Genomic DNA, 17,162 nt, shown 5'->3' with positions numbered 1-17,162 from the left:
ACGCGCACCACTCGGCTCGCGGTCAGGCTAACTCACGAAAAAGTCCCGCCCCTTTTAAAATAGTACAGACTGGCTCACTCAGCCTGACACTAACGCTTTACCAAGACGCTGAAGCGGATCAAACTTCCAAAAACCTTATTGAGAAGAATATGAAAAAACTGAAAAATCCGAAGCAAATCACTGCAAATAGTGCCGTCAGTCATAATTTGAACACGTGTTTAAATGATTATCTTGCTTCTCCTCGCCCCTGATCACTAAATTAACATTATTATAACGTTTAAACGTAGTCTTACGTTGCGACAATGAGGAAGTCCAATGTCACATATCAAACCGAACGATCAGATCCTGCGGTGGGCCGATGAACGTCCAAGCCATGTTTTTCTGCGCCAAATTCACGGCCGCCGCTTCCATGACTACACCTTTGCTGATGTGGCCGACCAAGCATTGCGCATGGTTACCGCACTGCGTGATATGGGACTGAAACCCGGCGATAAAGTCGCGCTCATCTCCAAAAACTGCGCTGAATGGTTTATTGCCGACTTAGCGATGATGATGGGCAGTTATATCAGTGTGCCGATATTTCCCACGGCCGGGACAGACACCATTGACCATGTGGTGACCCACAGCGAATCGAAAGCCATGTTTGTAGGCAAGCTTGATGACAGTAAAGCCCTGAGCGCCTCACTGGAAAACATGCCAGGCTTAAAGACCATTGCCTTTCCCTATCCCACGATTAGCTGCCATTACGAGTGGCATGATTTGATCGCCAACCATGAGGCATCAGATGAGCGCCCTGTGCATCAAGACAGTGATGTGATGTCCTTGGTGTATACCTCGGGCACGTCTGGCTTACCTAAGGGGGCAATTTTAAGTTATGGCGGCTACTGCTGGTCCGCTCAGCGTTTGATTGACCATATTGGCATTGAACCTGATGACCGTTTGTTCTCTTATCTCCCACTGGCGCATATTACTGAACGGGTTTATATCATGGGATCAGCAATTATGGGCGGGATCCCTACCGCTTTCCCTGAATCGCTCGATACCTTTATCGAAGATGTCAAAATGCATCGCCCCACCTTGTTCATTTCTGTTCCTCGGCTTTGGACGCTGTTCCAGCAACGTATTCAAGAAAAGCTGCCGGACGGAAGACTCAACTTCCTACTTCGCATTCCGTTGGTCAATAACCTGATCAAAAGCAAAATTGCAAAAAATCTTGGGTTGGATCAGGCGCGCGTGTTGGGCTGTGGCTCGGCGCCTGTCGCTCCTGCCCTGCTGCAATGGTATGAAAAGCTTGGGTTACACATTACCGAGGCGTGGGGCATGACAGAAAGCTATGCCTACAGCACCCTCAATTATCCGTTTAGAGCAGACAAAATCGGTACTGTAGGCAATGCAGGTCCCGGCGTTGAAATCAAGATTGCTGACGATCAGGAGATCTTAGTCAAAAGTCAGGGGCTTTTTAGCGGCTATTACAAAAACGAAGAGGCCACCGCAGAAACCTTGGTAGATGGCTGGTTGCATACCGGCGATCTCGGTGAACTCGACAACGAGGGGTATCTCAGTATTTCGGGTCGCAAAAACGACACCTTTAAAACCGCCAAAGGTAAGTTTGTCGCGCCCGTGCCGATTGAAAAGCGTTTGTTCGAGCTCTCTAATGCCGAGATGCTCTGTGTGATCGGTTCAGGCATGCCAGCGCCTATTCTGCTCGCGCTGCCACACCATTTTCCACATTTTGACCGCGCGCGTTATGAGCGCCGGGTGAAGAAGGTGATTGATACCATCAATGGGGAGCTGGAGTCACACCAGCAAATCAAAGGCGTATTGATGATTAAAGAACCTTGGAGTATTGAAAACGGCAAACTCACGCCGACGCTGAAAATTCGCCGCCACAGGCTGGAGCAAGAGTATCATGATATCGGTACTCACTGGCCAAAAGGCACCTTAGTGCAATGGGAAGAAGACTGGGACTGATCCTTTCACTCATCGCCTGATAACACTCACCCACTATTGGCATAGACGCGCATAGTGGGTGATGTTTTTCTCCGTACCTGGCTGATATCGATAAGCCGTGCTACAAACACCGTAAAACCTGACCTGCCTCAATGTGCCACAACCAAGACTTTGCTAAAGATCGTCGTATCGACTTACAGCAGGCCAATCGCACACTTTTTATGCCTGCTGCTTTTAACGTAGGGAAAGACCATGAAAGAGAATCAAACCGACACCTGTGATGCATGTGGTGTCAGCGCTGAAATAGGTTACATCATTTCTGAGGGCGACGAAGTAGCAGAAGTGACCATTCACGGCGACAGCAACGACGCGGTGCAAGCACGCTTCGAGCAATACCTAGCCCTTGCAGAAAGCATTAATCCTGCCGTTAAGCATGACTTTGATCCGCAACAGCTCGATGGCCATCGCGCACACATCAAGCTACAGTTTGAATGCAGTGCCGAAAAGCTGATTTTTGAATTGCGCAGCCGCGGGCTCAATAACGCGTAAATATCACGCGAAAACACCATGCGTTTCAGTGGTTCAAGCAACAGGGTGTGATCTCACACCCTGTTGTTGCTTGCTGAACACTGTTTATAAGCGCAAACTTTGCCAAGCCTCGCACATCTCTCGGAAGGTGGTTGCATCTCCCTCGGGCCGATCTGGATGCCACTTCAGTGCCATTTTGCGCCACTGACGACGGATTTCATGCTCACTGGCATTCTCATCCAACCCCAACACTTTTAACGCCTTATTGCGCTCCAACATGGCCTCACCCGGCGCCTCATTGCCAATATGACGCTGGTAGTGCTTCCAAAACGACGACAGCAGCTCTTTCACGTCATCTTGGCTGGCGTCATAGTTATTCCAGTCCATGTAGTAATCACGCAATGGATCCTGATAATCAATTTCTTTGGCCACAAAGCCACTGTTACCAACCCGCCATTGCAGCTGGATATCCATTGACTCAACCTGCAACCATTGCTGTGGCAACAACATTTCTTGTAGTTGATACAAGGCATTCATTATCAAGAAATTGCGTTTGAATAAATCAAGGTGGGGGTCAGCATCGAGCTGGGCCATCATGGTGTCTTTTTGCAGCTCACCGAGTAGGTGGTGCACTTTCCAGCTTTGTCGCGTTGATTCTAGAATACTGAGTATTGGCCAAATCAGGGGGTTGTCTATTTCATCCCGTTTTTCAGCAAGCATGACGTTCATCCTCTGTCACTGGCCAGCTACCTTGAACCGGCATCTCTTGGGGTTGGTTGTAAAGCCACCTTATTAAGGTATAAACCAATTCTGGCTATTTTGTAGCAAATATCGGGAAATCCATTTTCGAGGCACGCCTATATTACCGCGTTCTCCGCCATCATAATGACACTCCCAACGTTGCCGATTAAATATTAAGCATATCCAGTGCCAACTTATGATGAAAAAGAGACCGTTTTGGCATATTAAAACCAAGTCTTGTCTGTTTATGTCGAGTCGACATCACAAGGCATTCACCTTAAACCGTGCAAACCCCATAATTTTTGTCATCTAATTCGCATTATGCCCAGAACTCCATTAACCTTTTTACAAGGACATACTAAACAACCGCTTTTCTATGACAGCATCTTCAACACAATGTGAGGCCTGCAGGGATGCGCAGCCACTCGCATTCGATTTTACCATGGCATTCCAGCCCATTATTCAGCTCTCTACGCATTCCATTTATGCCTACGAGGCACTTGCCCGTGGCAAAGACGGTAGCGGTGCGGGCAGTGTGTTTCAGCATGTCAACAAAGAGAATCAGTATCAGTTTGACCAAACCTGCCGGATCAAGGCGGTCAAACTCGCGGCCGAACTATCTATCCCTTGTTACCTCAGCATTAACTTTATGCCTAATGCGGTGTACGAGCCAGAGCGCTGTATCCGCACCACGCTGAAAGCGGCGAATGACTATAACTTTCCGCTCAACCGGATCTTATTTGAGTTCACCGAAGGGGAAGAAGTCCTTGATTACAGCCATATTCAGCGCATTATTCGCTATTACCGTTCACAAGGTTTTTTAACCGCAATCGATGATTTCGGTGCCGGTTATTCCGGTCTTACCGCGCTGGCCAGCATTAACACGCATATGATTAAGCTGGATATGGCACTGATACGGAATATTGACACTGACGTTACCAAGCAAACCATTGTGCGCCACAGTGTCGCTATGTGTCATGAATTGGGACGTCAAATTATTGCCGAAGGCGTTGAAACAGAAGGCGAGCTTCAGTGCCTGGTTGGCTTGGGCGTCGACTTCTTTCAAGGGTATTACATTGCCAAACCCGGGTTCGAGTGTTTACCACCTATCAATCAAGCACCTGGATTAGAAGCCTTCAACCGTCAATAAGATGACGACTCAGCGAGTCTTAGCACTCGCTGTTTTAACTCCCTCACAATCACAATTGATAATCTTTCTCAGCTATCAACTTTCAAGGTATACTGTTGCGCAATTACCGCGTTGAACAGGTGTAAAGAATGAATGGTGAATCGCTGAACGCTCGTGGCCTCTCCAGGCGTCAATTCTTACAAACAACCGCAGCGGTGGCAGCCCTTTCCACCCTACCCGCTTGCTCGTTAGTCTCAGCGTCCCGAGAAAACGAGCAATGGGAATACCATCTCAGCGCCGAGCCCAGTCAGGCCGCGTTGGTTCCCGGTCATCAGACCGACGTCCTGGCCTTTAATGGCGACATCCCAGCGCCCACGCTCCGCTGCCGCCAAGGCGAGCCAGTGACGATTCACTTTACCAATAACCTCAACGAACCCACCACCATTCACTGGCATGGGTTACGTATCCCCATTGAAATGGACGGTGTTCCTTTCTTATCCCAAGCGCCTATTCAGCCCGGTGAAACCTTTACCTATCGTTTTACCCCACCGGATGCCGGCACCTTTTGGTACCACCCGCATATGAACTCTGTCGTGCAGTTGGGTAAAGGGCTGGTCGGCGCGATTGTGGTCGAGGAAGCCACGCCTGTCGTGTTCGATGAGGAGCACACACTAACACTTAAGCACTGGCATCTCGACCGGCAAGGCCATTGGAAAGATCTCGCCATTCCACGCTACAGCGCGCGCATGGGGACACCTGGTGAGTGGGGCACCGTGAATGGTATTCATCACCCTGAATACACACTGCAAGAAAAAGCGACCACACGGCTGCGCTTAGCCAATGTGGACAATACGCTCACCTATCCGATTCAAGTGCGCGGCGCAGAAGCCTGGATAATCGCCATCGATGGTAACCCGATTGCCACACCACGCCGACTAGAGGAGCACAAGATAGCCCCAGGGATGCGACTAGATATTGGCCTGATTGCACCAAACGCTGGCGAAAAAATCGAGGTGATGCATATGAAAGGTGACTTTCCTTTCTTACTCGCCAGCTTTACCTCGACGCCTTCTCATCTTGAAGAAAAGCCATTGCCCGCTTTGCCGCTCAATCCCGTCACGCCGATCGATTTAGCCAACGCCGAAACCCGCCACTTTGTGTTTGAGTGGGCAGGGGCGATCACACCGGCCGATCAACAAGGCAAAGGGAAACACGAGTTCTGGCTGATGAATAAACGTGCTTGGGAAGGAATGACCAAAGGCAACATTCCTGAGCCGATCGCCAAACTGGAACGTGGGAAGACCTATATCTTCGATTTAAAAAACGTCACCCAGTACCATCACCCGATTCACCTGCACGGTCACACCTTTACTGTGCTGGAAATGGATGGCAAACCGGTCACGCCATTCCACACTGACACCGTGCTGTTGGGTAAAAATGGCCACGCCAAGGCAGCGTTTGTGGCCGATAATCCTGGCCGATGGATGTACCATTGCCATGTTATTGAGCACATGAAAACCGGCCTGATGGGGTTTGTCGAGGTCGCATAGCGGCCAAATCACGCCTATAAAAAACGGCGAGCACTTGGCTCGCCGCTTTATGCCGTCACTCGGTTTTCACCCGCTGCGATTAACTGTCCTTTTCCGTTTTAAAGCGATTAACTAACTCTGATAGCTCTGAGGCCACCATACGCAGCTCGGCGGCTGTTGCATTGGTTTGCTCTGCCGTTGATGCTGCACTGTTGGCACCTTCCAAAACACTGGTCACATTCTGATTAATATCTTCCGATACCGAGTGTTGCTCTTCTGTCGCCGTGGCAATTTGTGCCGCCATGTCGTGAATTTGTCCTACCAACCTTTGGATGGTGTCAAAGACACTCAAGGCCTCTTCCGTTGCCTCAGTGGTGGTTTGTGAATGCTCAACACTGCCTTGCAGCTTTTCAGAGAGCTGGTTGGTGCGTTGAGTTAAGGCCTGCAACAGTTCATCGATCTCTTCGGTTGATTTGGTGGTTTTTTGCGATAGCACCCGCACCTCGTCTGCGACCACCGCAAAGCCTCGTCCATGCTCCCCGGCGCGTGCTGACTCAATCGCCGCATTAAGCGCAAGCAAATTGGTTTGCTCGGCAATACCTCGAATGGTATCTAGCATGGCGGTGATATTGTCGTTCTCTTTGGTGAGCTCCGCCATCGCGCTATCTGCTTCGTTGAGCGTGGTGGCCATTTCTTGCACCGCTGCACGCGTGTTATTCATCAATGCCATGCCTCGGTCCACTTCTGACTGGCACTGCTGGGCGGAGTCCGCCGTTTGATTACAGTTTTGCGATACCTCATTGGCCGTGGCCACCATTTGGTGGAACGCGGTGGCAATTTGCTCTAGCCCTGAGCGCTGCTGATGACTAGCACCATCCAGCTGCTCCGCAAATTGGGTGGTTTGATCGGCATGCGACGACAGCTTGGTCGATCTGTCCTTTATACCGATGATCAGCTCTTGAATCACATCCACAAACTGATTAAACGCGCCCGCCGTTTTGCCCAGCTCATCCTCGCCACGCACCGGTAAACGTTTGGTCAGATCGCCATCGCCACTCGCGGCATCGCTCAGCCCGTCGCTGACCGCAATGATGGATGCCGATATACGGTGGATCATAAAGTAGCCAAGCACACCGAATGCAAGCACGAGGATCAGACTGATGGACAGGATCACCGTTTGCAATTGCGTTACTTGGCCGAGTACCTCTTGCTGCGGCACAATACCAATCAGTCGCCAACCACTCTCCGGTGCTTTGTACTGGTTGACAAAGTAGTCTTTGCCAGCAAAGGAGACGGCGGTAAGTGATTCACTAAAATTCCCACCGCTGTAGACACTTTCGACACTCCGGGCAGGCTCAAAGTTATTGTCTGGGTTGTTCGGATCCGCAAGCACTGTGCCCGTGTCTTCCACCAACACAATATAGCCCGACTCACCGAGGGTGACGTCGCCTAACATATTTGTCAGCGCTTCTAGCGTAACATCAACACCAATCACACCACGCAAACCGTCTTGCGCCTGAAACTCCATCACATAATCGAGCAGAGGTGCACCAGTGTTCACATCTTGATACGCCGGTACACGCACTGGGTTGTTGCCACTTCCCTGACCCGTTTGGTACCAAGGGCGCTGGCGTGGGTCATAATCTCCCAACTCTCCTTGCGGCCATTGAATGTACCCACCATCGCTCAGCCCAAGAAACACATAGGCGAAATCCTCTCGTGAGTCCCCCATGGATTCCAACAAACCATACGCCCGTGCTTCGACGGGGCTGTTTTGCTCAGAGGTCATGGTTTTCGTCGGGCCCATATATTTGGTGACTGAGCTATCCAAGCGTTTAAGCGCGTCGCTATTACCCAGCATTTTGGCGTTTGCCGCCAGCCCTTCTAAGTAGAATTTAAACGCATTGCCTATGTGCTGCATTTCTTTGTATGAGCTCTGCTCATAGCTTTGTAATGTACTCGTTCGAAACTGATAGAGTGACACAATAGCGATAATGAGGGTGGGCAGGATAACGCCTGTCAGGACGACAACGAGTAAGCGCTTTTTAATACTCATACTGACCTCCGTCAGTGACAGCACATAGGAGCATGTTGGTAAAAAGGTTGAATGTGTTGTTTTAAATTAGAACAACTATTAATGACAATCTAATAAATAACCTATTTCCCCTCACTTTTCCCACGACACAGCGTCAAGCTGATTGCTTTTTTAGACAAATGTAGAGGCTCGGCAGACACAGATTGCATCAACACGCAAAACCCTTTAAATTAGATAAATCTAAATTAAAAGAGAGGCATTATGACCAAGAAAAACTATCAGGAAATCAATCAGCAACAACTGGCGCTCAATAAACAATTTAAAGCACACAGCAGTGACACCCTATCTGCATTCGGTCAGCTTCACCGGGCGGCAATGGCTGAGGGCGATCTTGATGTAAAAACCAAAGAGTTAATTGCACTAGGGATTGGTATTGCCGCGCGCTGCGATGGCTGTATTGGTGCCCACGTGGCCGCCGCTCTTAAACATGGCGCAACCAAACAAGAATGCGTAGAGACCATTAACGTCGCGATCGTGATGGGTGGCGGCCCGTCATTGATTTACGGCTCTCAAGCACTAGAGGCGGTTGAGCAACTAAGTGAGGCGTAGGGATCGCAGCCACCTAAAAAAAAGTGGACGTCGACCTGCAACAAAAACGCAGCCATCTCTGGCTGCGTTTTTCTCGTCGTCGTATGCGTTCAGGGAGGGCTTAACCGCGATAATACCGCTGCGGCACAAAAGGCATTTTTTCGACCGTCATGGGCAGTTTTTTGCCACGCACTTCCGCGTAGACCTCGGTGCCGGGGGCAATAAACTCAGGCGGGAGATAACCCATCGCCACGGGCATCCCTTTGGTGGGGCCAAAGGTGCCGCTGGTGACCACGCCGATTTCATTGTCGTCTGCATCAAACAGTTTGCTACCTTCACGGACAGGGGCTTTACTTTGGCCCACCAGCCCAATGCGCTTGCGGCTCACCGCTTTGGTAGCAATTTGTTCAAGGATTTTCGCCTCACCGGGGAAGCCACCCGCACGCTCACCATCGGCGCGACGCACTTTACTGATTGCCCAGATCAAGGTTGCTTCAACCGGCGTAGTGGTGGTATCCAGATCGTGCCCATATAAACACAGTCCGCATTCAAGACGCAGCGAATCACGCGCACCCAAGCCAATCCATTCTACCTCGTCGTAAGCTAACAGTGCTTTGGCAAGAGCTTCTGCATGTTCAGCCGGGACAGAAATTTCGAACCCATCTTCGCCAGTGTAACCTGAGCGGCTCACCACGCAGTGAATGCCATTAATCTCAACCGGTTGAATGTCCATAAACACCATATCGTTTACGGTTGGGTTGAATGTCGCCAGTACTTGCGCCGCTTTGGGGCCTTGTAGAGCCAGCAAAGCACGATCTTCTAGGACCTCGACCGACACATCTCCTGTCAAGTTATCGCGCAGGTGCTGAATATCCTGCGCTTTGCAGGCGGCATTCACGACTAAGAAAAGGTGATCGCCTAAGTTGGCAATCATCAGATCATCTAAAATGCCACCTTGCTCGTTAGTGAACAGTGCATAGCGCTGCTTTCCTTCTGGTAAATCCAGTACATCAACCGGGACTAATCCCTCTAATGCTTTCGCCGCATCCGTGCCATGAAGACGAATTTGTCCCATGTGGGACACATCAAACAAGCCCGCATGCTCACGACAATGGAGGTGCTCTTTGCGCACGCCCAACGTATATTGCACTGGCATATCATAACCAGCGAATGGAACCATTTTTGCGCCCATATCAAGATGCAAGCCGTGTAACGGGGTCGTCAGTAACTCTGCCATTGTTCACTCCATATTGCGCCGGCGGGCCTCTTGCCCACGTTAAGCGATGTATTTGTGTCGTTGGTTAGGAAGCGGTCACCCATAAGATCAGTGCATCGGCATCACTGACGGAGGCCAACATGTGCCCCATGGTAGCGTCGTAATACACACTGTCGCCCTCATTGAGGATGATCGCTTCGTAAAATTCGGAAAAAAATTGGATGCTACCTTCCAGCACCAATAAAAATTCTTCGCCGTCATGGCGGATCCAGTCGCTATAGTCTTCAAACGCGCGCGCTCTGACCCGCGATTTAAATGGCATCATTTTTTTGTTGCTAAGCTGCGTCGCCAACAGCTCATGTTCGTAGGTACCGGTAGGATGCGCTTTTCCCTGACCCGCTAGCGTCACGTCTCGCCGGCCTGTTGCTTGCCGTTTTTTTGGCGGAGCAAACAGTTGCGGAATATCGATATCCAAGCCGTGCGCGAGCTTCTGCATCGCTTGGAAGGTTGGGGATATCTGCTCATTTTCAATTTTGGACAATGTCGAGCGAGCCAACCCAGTCCGTTGGCTTGCCTCTTCAAGCGTAAGCCCAAGTCCTACCCTGACTGCTTTTAAGCGCGGGCCCAGCCGCAATGGCGCAATGGGCTCGCGCGTTTCACCCTCACGTTGCGATCGTTCAACCTGCATCGACGGGTACACATCCTGTGTTGATCGGTCTGTTGTCACCTGCTTTCGCCTCTATCGGTTGTCCCGCTATGTTTGACGCTTTAACACTTTTAACAAAAAAGTTTCCTATCGGAAAATACCGGTATCATAAACGTGACGCAACCAGCGAATTGGTGAAAGCAGGCAACCTATCACGCTCACCCCAAACTGAGCCCCCTCACTTTATTTCTCGTAAAAACAAAGCATTACACACTTGTTTATTTACCCGTTATTCAATGAACGACGAGTAACCCCCGAGCATTCACCGACATTGATTTGCAATTTACCCTTGCTTAAGATAAAAAGGCAAACGTTTGCGCAGTTATACAATGGTTTAAAAAGAGAAGGTTTTGTCTCTAGGATCACAACATAGGTTTCTTATTGGAAATTTATTTTGCGGAAAAGTGAACGCTTAGGTACGTTAACAAAATGTTTAAATCAACAGTGCGCGTATTCATCGATCGCGACTGTTGAGTGCAACGTGAAGCAATGTCGACATCTTCGATGTAAGACAGCATGAATAATGACAAAAACGTACCTTACTGATTGAGGAGACAGGCCATGAGTCACAGCATGTTTGACCTGTTCAAAGTTGGTGTTGGGCCTTCAAGTTCCCACACCGTAGGCCCGATGGTGGCCTGTGCACGCTTTACGCAATACGCGGCACAAACGCTCTCAGTGACCGACATCGAGCGTGTCAAAGTGGACTTATACGGATCACTAGCGCTCACCGGGAAAGGCCATGCCACCGACGTTGCCTGTGTAATGGGATTGATGGGCGAAATGCCCGCGACCATAGAGTCAGATGAAATCGATACCATGACCAAGCTGGTCAAAAACGGCGGCGAACTCCCCTTTGCTGGACGCCACTACATCCCATTCAATTGGCAGGCAGATATTGCCTTTCACTATGAGCAAGTACTGCCCGAGCACCCCAACGGGATGACAGTCAGTGCATACGATAAAGCCGGTGACTGTTTGGCCAGCAAGACCTATTTCTCTGTCGGCGGTGGCTTTGTGGTGGAAGAAGGCGAAACCGATGCATTGGCAACAGATTTTGTCCCTCCTCACCCGTTTAATAGTGCGGCGGAGTTGCTTGACCAATGTGCAAAAACGGGCATGACCATCAGTGAGCTGATGTTTACTAACGAAGTGGCACGCGCGCGATATCACGATAGTGGCGCCACACGTGACACGGTTAACCAGGGACTGGATCATATCTGGCAAGTGATGCGTGAGTGCATCGATAGAGGCATTAAACAAGGTGGCGTATTGCCGGGTGGTTTAAACATTAAGCGACGTGCCAAAGGCATGTACGACGCCATTCACGATAAACAAGCCCATGGCTTACCCACAGATACCAATGATTGGGTCAACCTATTTGCCATGGCGGTCAACGAAGAGAATGCCGCCGGTGGTCGTGTGGTCACCGCCCCAACCAATGGTGCGGCAGGCGTGATCCCTGCCGTGCTTGCGTATTACGACAAATTTGTGTCGCCCAATAACCCAGACGGGATCCGTACCTTTATGGCCACCTCTGCGGCTATTGGCTCTTTGTACAAGACCAATGCCTCTATTTCGGCCGCAGAGGTCGGTTGTCAGGGAGAAATTGGCGTGGCGTGCTCCATGGCAGCTGGCGGCTTAGCAGCGGCGATGGGAGCGAGTAATCAACAAATTGAGAACGCCGCAGAGATTGGTATGGAACATAACCTAGGTCTCACTTGTGATCCCATCGATGGCTTGGTGCAAGTTCCCTGTATAGAACGCAATACCATGGGCGCCGTCAAAGCCATTAACGCAACCCGATTAGCCATGGGTGGCGACGGCGAGCACCACGTCTCGCTTGATAGCGTGATCAAAACCATGCATGAGACCGGGCTCGACATGATGAGTAAATATAAAGAAACCTCACAGGGTGGCCTCGCCACCAATGTGATCCCGATTAACGTCGTGGCCTGTTAGCCACCATCGCCAACAAGGAAAGCGCAATGAAACCGAGCTACCCGAATGTAGAATTGGAGCAGTTTTTCTCCACTAACTTATCGGAATCCGATGGTGCTGTGATGTCGGCAGTGCAGGCCGAACACAAACGTCAGCAACAACAAATTGAACTGATCGCCTCGGAGAACATCGTCTCGCAAGCCGTGATGCAAGCACAAGGCACCTGCTTAACCAATAAATACGCCGAAGGCTATCCGGGCCGCCGCTACTATGGCGGCTGCGAGCACGTTGATGAAGTCGAAGCCATCGCCCAAGCCCGCGCCAAACAGCTGTTTAGCTGTGAGTATGTCAACGTACAGCCGCATTCGGGCGCACAAGCCAACGGCGCCGTCATGCTGGCGCTACTGCAACCCGGTGACACCATTTTAGGTATGTCACTCGATGCTGGCGGCCACCTCACTCACGGCGCGCGCCCTGCTCTATCCGGTAAATGGTTTAATGCTGTGCAATACGGCGTGAGCAAAGACAGCCTAGAAATTGATTACGATGAAGTCGCAGTGCTGGCTCGTGAACATCAACCGAAGATGATCATCGCCGGGGGCAGTGCGATCCCTCGCCATATTGACTTCGCTCGTTTCCGTGCCATTGCCGATGAAGTGGGTGCCTATTTAATGGTCGACATGGCACACATTGCTGGCCTAGTGGCCACCGGCGCACACCCTTCGCCACTGCCCCATGCACATGTGGTCACCACCACTACCCACAAAACCTTACGTGGGCCACGCGGCGGGATGATCCTCACCAATCACGAAGACATCAACAAAAAGATCAATTCAGCGGTATTCCCCGGCTTGCAAGGGGGACCACTGATGCATGTGATTGCCGCCAAAGCGGTGGCATTTGGTGAGGCGCTGGAGCCTGAGTTTAAATTGTATATTGATCAAGTGGTTGCTAACGCCAAAGTCCTGGCCGAGGTTCTACAAACACGTGGCTGCGACATTGTTACAGGTGGCACCGATACCCATCTGATGCTCGTCGATCTGCGTCCAAAAGGCCTAAAAGGCAACCAAGCAGAGCAAGCGTTAGAACGCGCTGGCATCACCTGTAACAAGAACGGCATCCCTTTCGATACCGAAAAACCCATGATCACTTCAGGCGTTCGCCTTGGCACACCGGCCGGCACTAGCCGTGGCTTCGGCACTGAGGAGTTCCGCCAAATCGGAGAATGGATTGGTGATGTGCTGGACGCCTTAGTCGAAGCGCCAGAGGGCAATGCCGATATCGAGGCACGCATTCGTAAAGAGGTGCAACAGCTGTGCGCGCGCTTCCCGCTATATCGCCAATAAATGGCGGCGCGAAGCCATAAACAGTCTTGCAACGACTAAGCCAATACCATTGACACGTACGTTATTAAGACACAGGAGGCGGTATCGTCATCCACAGACCGCCTCACTTTACATTGTAAATCGCTCAACGACTGAGCAGCTCGCATTAAACGCAGGAGAGTAACAAATGGACGCGACACTAAAGTTTTCTGAAAGCCATGAGTGGGTCAAAGACAACGGCGATGGCACGGTGACCATGGGGATCACCGATCATGCCCAAGGCCTGCTGGGCGATGTCGTGTTTGTCGATCTGCCCGAGGTTGGCGACAGTACTGAAAAAGGTGAAGGCTTCTCATTGGTGGAGTCGGTGAAGGCAGCGTCTGATATCTATGCCCCGGTCGATGGCGAAGTCATTGCCGTCAATGAAGATCTTGAAGATAGCCCAGAGCTAGTTAACGAAGCGCCTTTTGAAGGAGGCTGGATTGCCAAAATTAAACTCGCTGACGACACCAATTTGGATCATCTAATGGACGCGGACGCATACACCGCCGCCATCGACGACTAACTCAGGACGACTATCATGACGCATACTCGTTTACTCGATAGCCTAGTGGCCGATAATGACTTTATCGCTCGCCACAACGGCCCAGATACTCAGCAACAAAGCGCGATGCTGGCGGCGATCAATGCCACCAGCCTCGAGCATGTGATTGAAGAAACTGTCCCTGCCGATATCCGCTTGCCACAACCGCTAAACCTCAGCGCCCCCAAAAGCGAAACCCAGATGTTGGCGGAACTGAGCGACATTGCCGCGCAAAATACCATTAAGCGCAGCCTGATCGGCCAAGGCTATTATCACACTCATACCCCACCGCCTATTTTACGCAATGTGCTGGAAAATCCTGGCTGGTATACCGCTTATACGCCTTATCAGCCCGAGATCTCGCAAGGCCGGTTAGAATCATTGCTGAACTTCCAGCAAATGGTAATGGACTTAACGGGAATGGATTTGGCCAACGCGTCGCTGCTCGACGAAGCTACTGCCGCGGCGGAAGCCATGACCCTGTGTAAGCGTGGCGGCAAGCACAAAGGCAACGCGTTTTTTGTTGCCAGCGATGTGCATCCACAAACGCTGGACGTGATTAAAACGCGCGCCAATTTCCTCGGCTATGACATCATTGTTGATCATGCGGACCAGCTGAATCAGCATGACGTGTTTGGTGCCCTGCTCCAGTATCCGGGCACCACCGGTGAAGTACGCGATCTCAGCACGCTGATTGCAGACGCACAAAGCAAGAAGACGCTGGTTGCAGTCGCCACCGATCTGCTTTCACTCACTGTGCTCAAAGCACCGGGTGAAATGGGCGCGGATGTGGTGATTGGGTCGGCACAACGCTTTGGCGTGCCCATGGGTTACGGTGGCCCACACGCCGCCTTTATGGCGACACGCGACAAGCTCAAGCGCACCATGCCCGGCCGCGTGATTGGCGTATCGGTCGATAGCAAAGGCAATCAAGCTCTGCGCATGGCGATGCAAACGCGTGAGCAACATATTCGCCGTGAAAAAGCGACCTCCAATATTTGTACCGCTCAAGCCTTGCTAGCCAACATGGCCGCTTTTTACGCGGTGTATCACGGCCCTCAAGGCTTGAAGAAAATTGCTCGCCGAGTGCATCACCTCACCGCGCTATTCGCCAAATCGATACAAGCGGCTGGGTTGAGCCTTGCTCACGATAGCTTCTTTGATACCGTGACACTTAACACGGGCGAGCAAACCGATGCCTTGTATCAACAAGCACAGGATGCCGGCTTTAACTTGCGTAAATTAAATGGCCAACTGGGCGTGAGTTTCGATGAAGCGAGCACGCTGGCAGAGGTCAATCAATTGCTTACCGCGCTCACCGGTCAAGGCAATGCAGAAAGCGTGGCGAGCGATATTGAAGCCGATGAATTTGCCGCGATCCCTGCCGCATGCCGCCGCACCAGTGCATATCTAACGCACCCCGTCTTTAACCGCTATCACAGTGAAACCAAGCTGATGCGGTATATGAAGGCGTTGGAAAACAAAGACTTCTCCCTTACCCACGGTATGATCCCATTGGGCAGCTGTACCATGAAGCTGAATGCCGCGGCCGAGATGATCCCCGTCACCTGGCCAGAATTTGGTGCCCTGCACCCGTTTGTGCCATTGGAGCAAGCCAAAGGTTATCAAACACTGGGTAAATCACTGCGTGACATGCTGTGTGAAATCACCGGCTACGATGAGATCTCCATGCAGCCGAACTCAGGTGCGCAAGGGGAGTATGCCGGCTTAATCGCGATTCAGCGCTACCATGAAAGCCGTGGCGACAGTCACCGCAACGTGTGCTTGATCCCAAGCTCTGCCCACGGTACCAACCCTGCTTCCGCGGCGATGGTCTCAATGAAAGTGGTAGTAGTTGGCTGCGATGACGATGGCAACATCGACATTGACGATCTGAAAGCCAAGATCGATAAACACCGCGATGCGCTCTCGTGCATTATGATCACCTATCCATCGACACATGGTGTATACGAAGAAACCGTGCAACAAGTGTGCGAGCTGGTGCATGACGCTGGCGGCCAAGTTTACTTGGATGGCGCCAACATGAATGCGCAAGTGGGGCTGACCACACCGGGCTACATTGGCTCAGACGTTTCGCACCTCAACCTGCACAAAACCTTCTGTATTCCCCACGGTGGTGGCGGACCGGGCATGGGGCCAATTGGGGTAAAATCGCACCTTGCGCCTTTCCTTCCCGGTCATGTGGAGCAAGGTGATGAATTTGCCGTGTCGGCCGCACCAATGGGCAGTGCCTCGATTCTTCCTATTTCATGGGCGTACATTGCCATGATGGGTGAACAAGGCCTAACGCGCGCGACCGAGTTAGCGATTCTCAGTGCCAACTATGTGATGGAGCGTTTGCGTCCCTACTACCCCGTGCTTTATCGCGGTAAAAACGGACGCATTGCGCACGAATGTATTATCGACATTCGCCCACTCAAAGAGGCATCCGGCATCAGCGAAGAAGACATCGCCAAACGCTTGATGGATTATGGCTTCCACGCGCCGACCATGTCATTCCCGGTCGCGGGTACTCTGATGGTTGAACCGACCGAAAGTGAAAGCCAAGAAGAGTTGGATCGCTTCTGTGATGCCATGATTGCCATTCGCGAGGAAATTGCCAAGGTGCAAGACGGTGAGTGGACGCTGGAAGACAACCCATTGGTCAACGCGCCTCACACCCAAGCGGATCTGATGGCAGACGAGTGGTCTCACACCTATTCCCGTGAGCTGGCTTGCTTCCCATCCGCCCATAACAAGGCAAGCAAATACTGGCCATCGGTCAACCGTGTCGATAATGTCTACGGCGACCGCAACCTGATTTGCTCTTGCCCTAGCATTGAAAACTATATGGATGAGTAATCCACTAGTCACAGATAACCAAGTTAGAA

At 51.3% G+C, this 17,162-nt stretch carries 13 protein-coding genes; 9 read left to right on the top strand and 4 right to left on the bottom strand.

The genetic code is table 11. The features are described 5' to 3' along the window. The first annotated feature begins 315 nt into the window (after window positions 1-315). Window positions 316-1,971, top strand: coding sequence for an AMP-binding protein (locus tag BZG72_RS03550; protein ID WP_077666101.1), 1,656 nt, complete (start codon window positions 316-318; stop codon window positions 1,969-1,971). A gap of 231 nt (window positions 1,972-2,202) precedes the next feature. Further along, window positions 2,203-2,499 (top strand): DUF406 family protein, encoded by a 297-nt coding sequence (locus tag BZG72_RS03545; RefSeq protein ID WP_046075715.1) that lies wholly within the window; start codon window positions 2,203-2,205, stop codon window positions 2,497-2,499. Window positions 2,500-2,583: 84 nt separating this feature from the next. Here the strand turns inward: BZG72_RS03545 and BZG72_RS03540 are convergent, their stop codons facing one another. Next, complete coding sequence (locus tag BZG72_RS03540; protein ID WP_046075714.1) at window positions 2,584-3,198, bottom strand: DNA-J related domain-containing protein; 615 nt, start codon at window positions 3,196-3,198, stop codon at window positions 2,584-2,586. A gap of 397 nt (window positions 3,199-3,595) precedes the next feature. On the opposite strand from BZG72_RS03540, the gene BZG72_RS03535 reads away from it, so the two are divergent. Next, on the top strand, window positions 3,596-4,369 hold the full coding sequence (locus BZG72_RS03535) for an EAL domain-containing protein (RefSeq protein WP_077666100.1): 774 nt from the start codon (window positions 3,596-3,598) through the stop codon (window positions 4,367-4,369). A 128-nt stretch (window positions 4,370-4,497) separates the two neighbouring features. Then, window positions 4,498-5,898 (top strand): multicopper oxidase family protein, encoded by a 1,401-nt coding sequence (locus tag BZG72_RS03530; protein WP_077666099.1) that lies wholly within the window; start codon window positions 4,498-4,500, stop codon window positions 5,896-5,898. Between the two features lie 79 nt (window positions 5,899-5,977). Here BZG72_RS03530 and BZG72_RS03525 read toward each other — a convergent pair whose 3' ends face one another. Then, on the bottom strand, window positions 5,978-7,933 hold the full coding sequence (locus BZG72_RS03525; protein ID WP_077666098.1) for a methyl-accepting chemotaxis protein: 1,956 nt from the start codon (window positions 7,931-7,933) through the stop codon (window positions 5,978-5,980). A gap of 240 nt (window positions 7,934-8,173) precedes the next feature. Between BZG72_RS03525 and BZG72_RS03520 the strand changes: the two genes are divergently transcribed. Next, the gene (locus BZG72_RS03520; RefSeq protein WP_046075710.1) at window positions 8,174-8,521 is read left to right on the top strand and encodes a carboxymuconolactone decarboxylase family protein; all 348 of its coding nucleotides are present in this window, start codon (window positions 8,174-8,176) and stop codon (window positions 8,519-8,521) included. Window positions 8,522-8,621: 100 nt separating this feature from the next. Here the strand turns inward: BZG72_RS03520 and gcvT are convergent, their stop codons facing one another. Together gcvT and BZG72_RS03510 are read right to left on the bottom strand one after the other, a co-directional pair. Further along, entirely contained in the window at window positions 8,622-9,737 is a 1,116-nt protein-coding gene (gcvT, locus tag BZG72_RS03515) for a glycine cleavage system aminomethyltransferase GcvT (RefSeq protein WP_077666097.1), read from the bottom strand. A 64-nt stretch (window positions 9,738-9,801) separates the two neighbouring features. Next, on the bottom strand, window positions 9,802-10,404 hold the full coding sequence (locus BZG72_RS03510; RefSeq protein ID WP_046075708.1) for a helix-turn-helix domain-containing protein: 603 nt from the start codon (window positions 10,402-10,404) through the stop codon (window positions 9,802-9,804). A gap of 579 nt (window positions 10,405-10,983) precedes the next feature. Here BZG72_RS03510 and BZG72_RS03505 point away from each other — a divergent pair. The 4 genes from BZG72_RS03505 (at window position 10,984) to gcvP (ending at window position 17,133) form a co-directional block, all read left to right on the top strand. Then, the gene (locus BZG72_RS03505; protein ID WP_077607454.1) at window positions 10,984-12,384 is read left to right on the top strand and encodes an L-serine ammonia-lyase; all 1,401 of its coding nucleotides are present in this window, start codon (window positions 10,984-10,986) and stop codon (window positions 12,382-12,384) included. Window positions 12,385-12,410: 26 nt separating this feature from the next. Beyond that, window positions 12,411-13,709, top strand: coding sequence for a serine hydroxymethyltransferase (locus tag BZG72_RS03500; protein WP_046075706.1), 1,299 nt, complete (start codon window positions 12,411-12,413; stop codon window positions 13,707-13,709). Between the two features lie 166 nt (window positions 13,710-13,875). Beyond that, window positions 13,876-14,253, top strand: a complete 378-nt coding sequence (gcvH, locus tag BZG72_RS03495; RefSeq protein WP_074214574.1) for a glycine cleavage system protein GcvH — start codon at window positions 13,876-13,878, stop codon at window positions 14,251-14,253. A 15-nt stretch (window positions 14,254-14,268) separates the two neighbouring features. Continuing rightward, window positions 14,269-17,133, top strand: coding sequence for an aminomethyl-transferring glycine dehydrogenase (gcvP, locus tag BZG72_RS03490; RefSeq protein ID WP_077666096.1), 2,865 nt, complete (start codon window positions 14,269-14,271; stop codon window positions 17,131-17,133). Window positions 17,134-17,162: the final 29 nt, after the last annotated feature.

It is taken from the genome of Salinivibrio sp. PR6 (genome assembly GCF_001995955.1).
In the GTDB taxonomy this organism is placed as follows: domain Bacteria; phylum Pseudomonadota; class Gammaproteobacteria; order Enterobacterales; family Vibrionaceae; genus Salinivibrio; species Salinivibrio siamensis.
The sequence above is the reverse complement of the archived record's forward strand: the minus strand, read 5'-3'. Positions and strand labels throughout refer to the sequence as shown.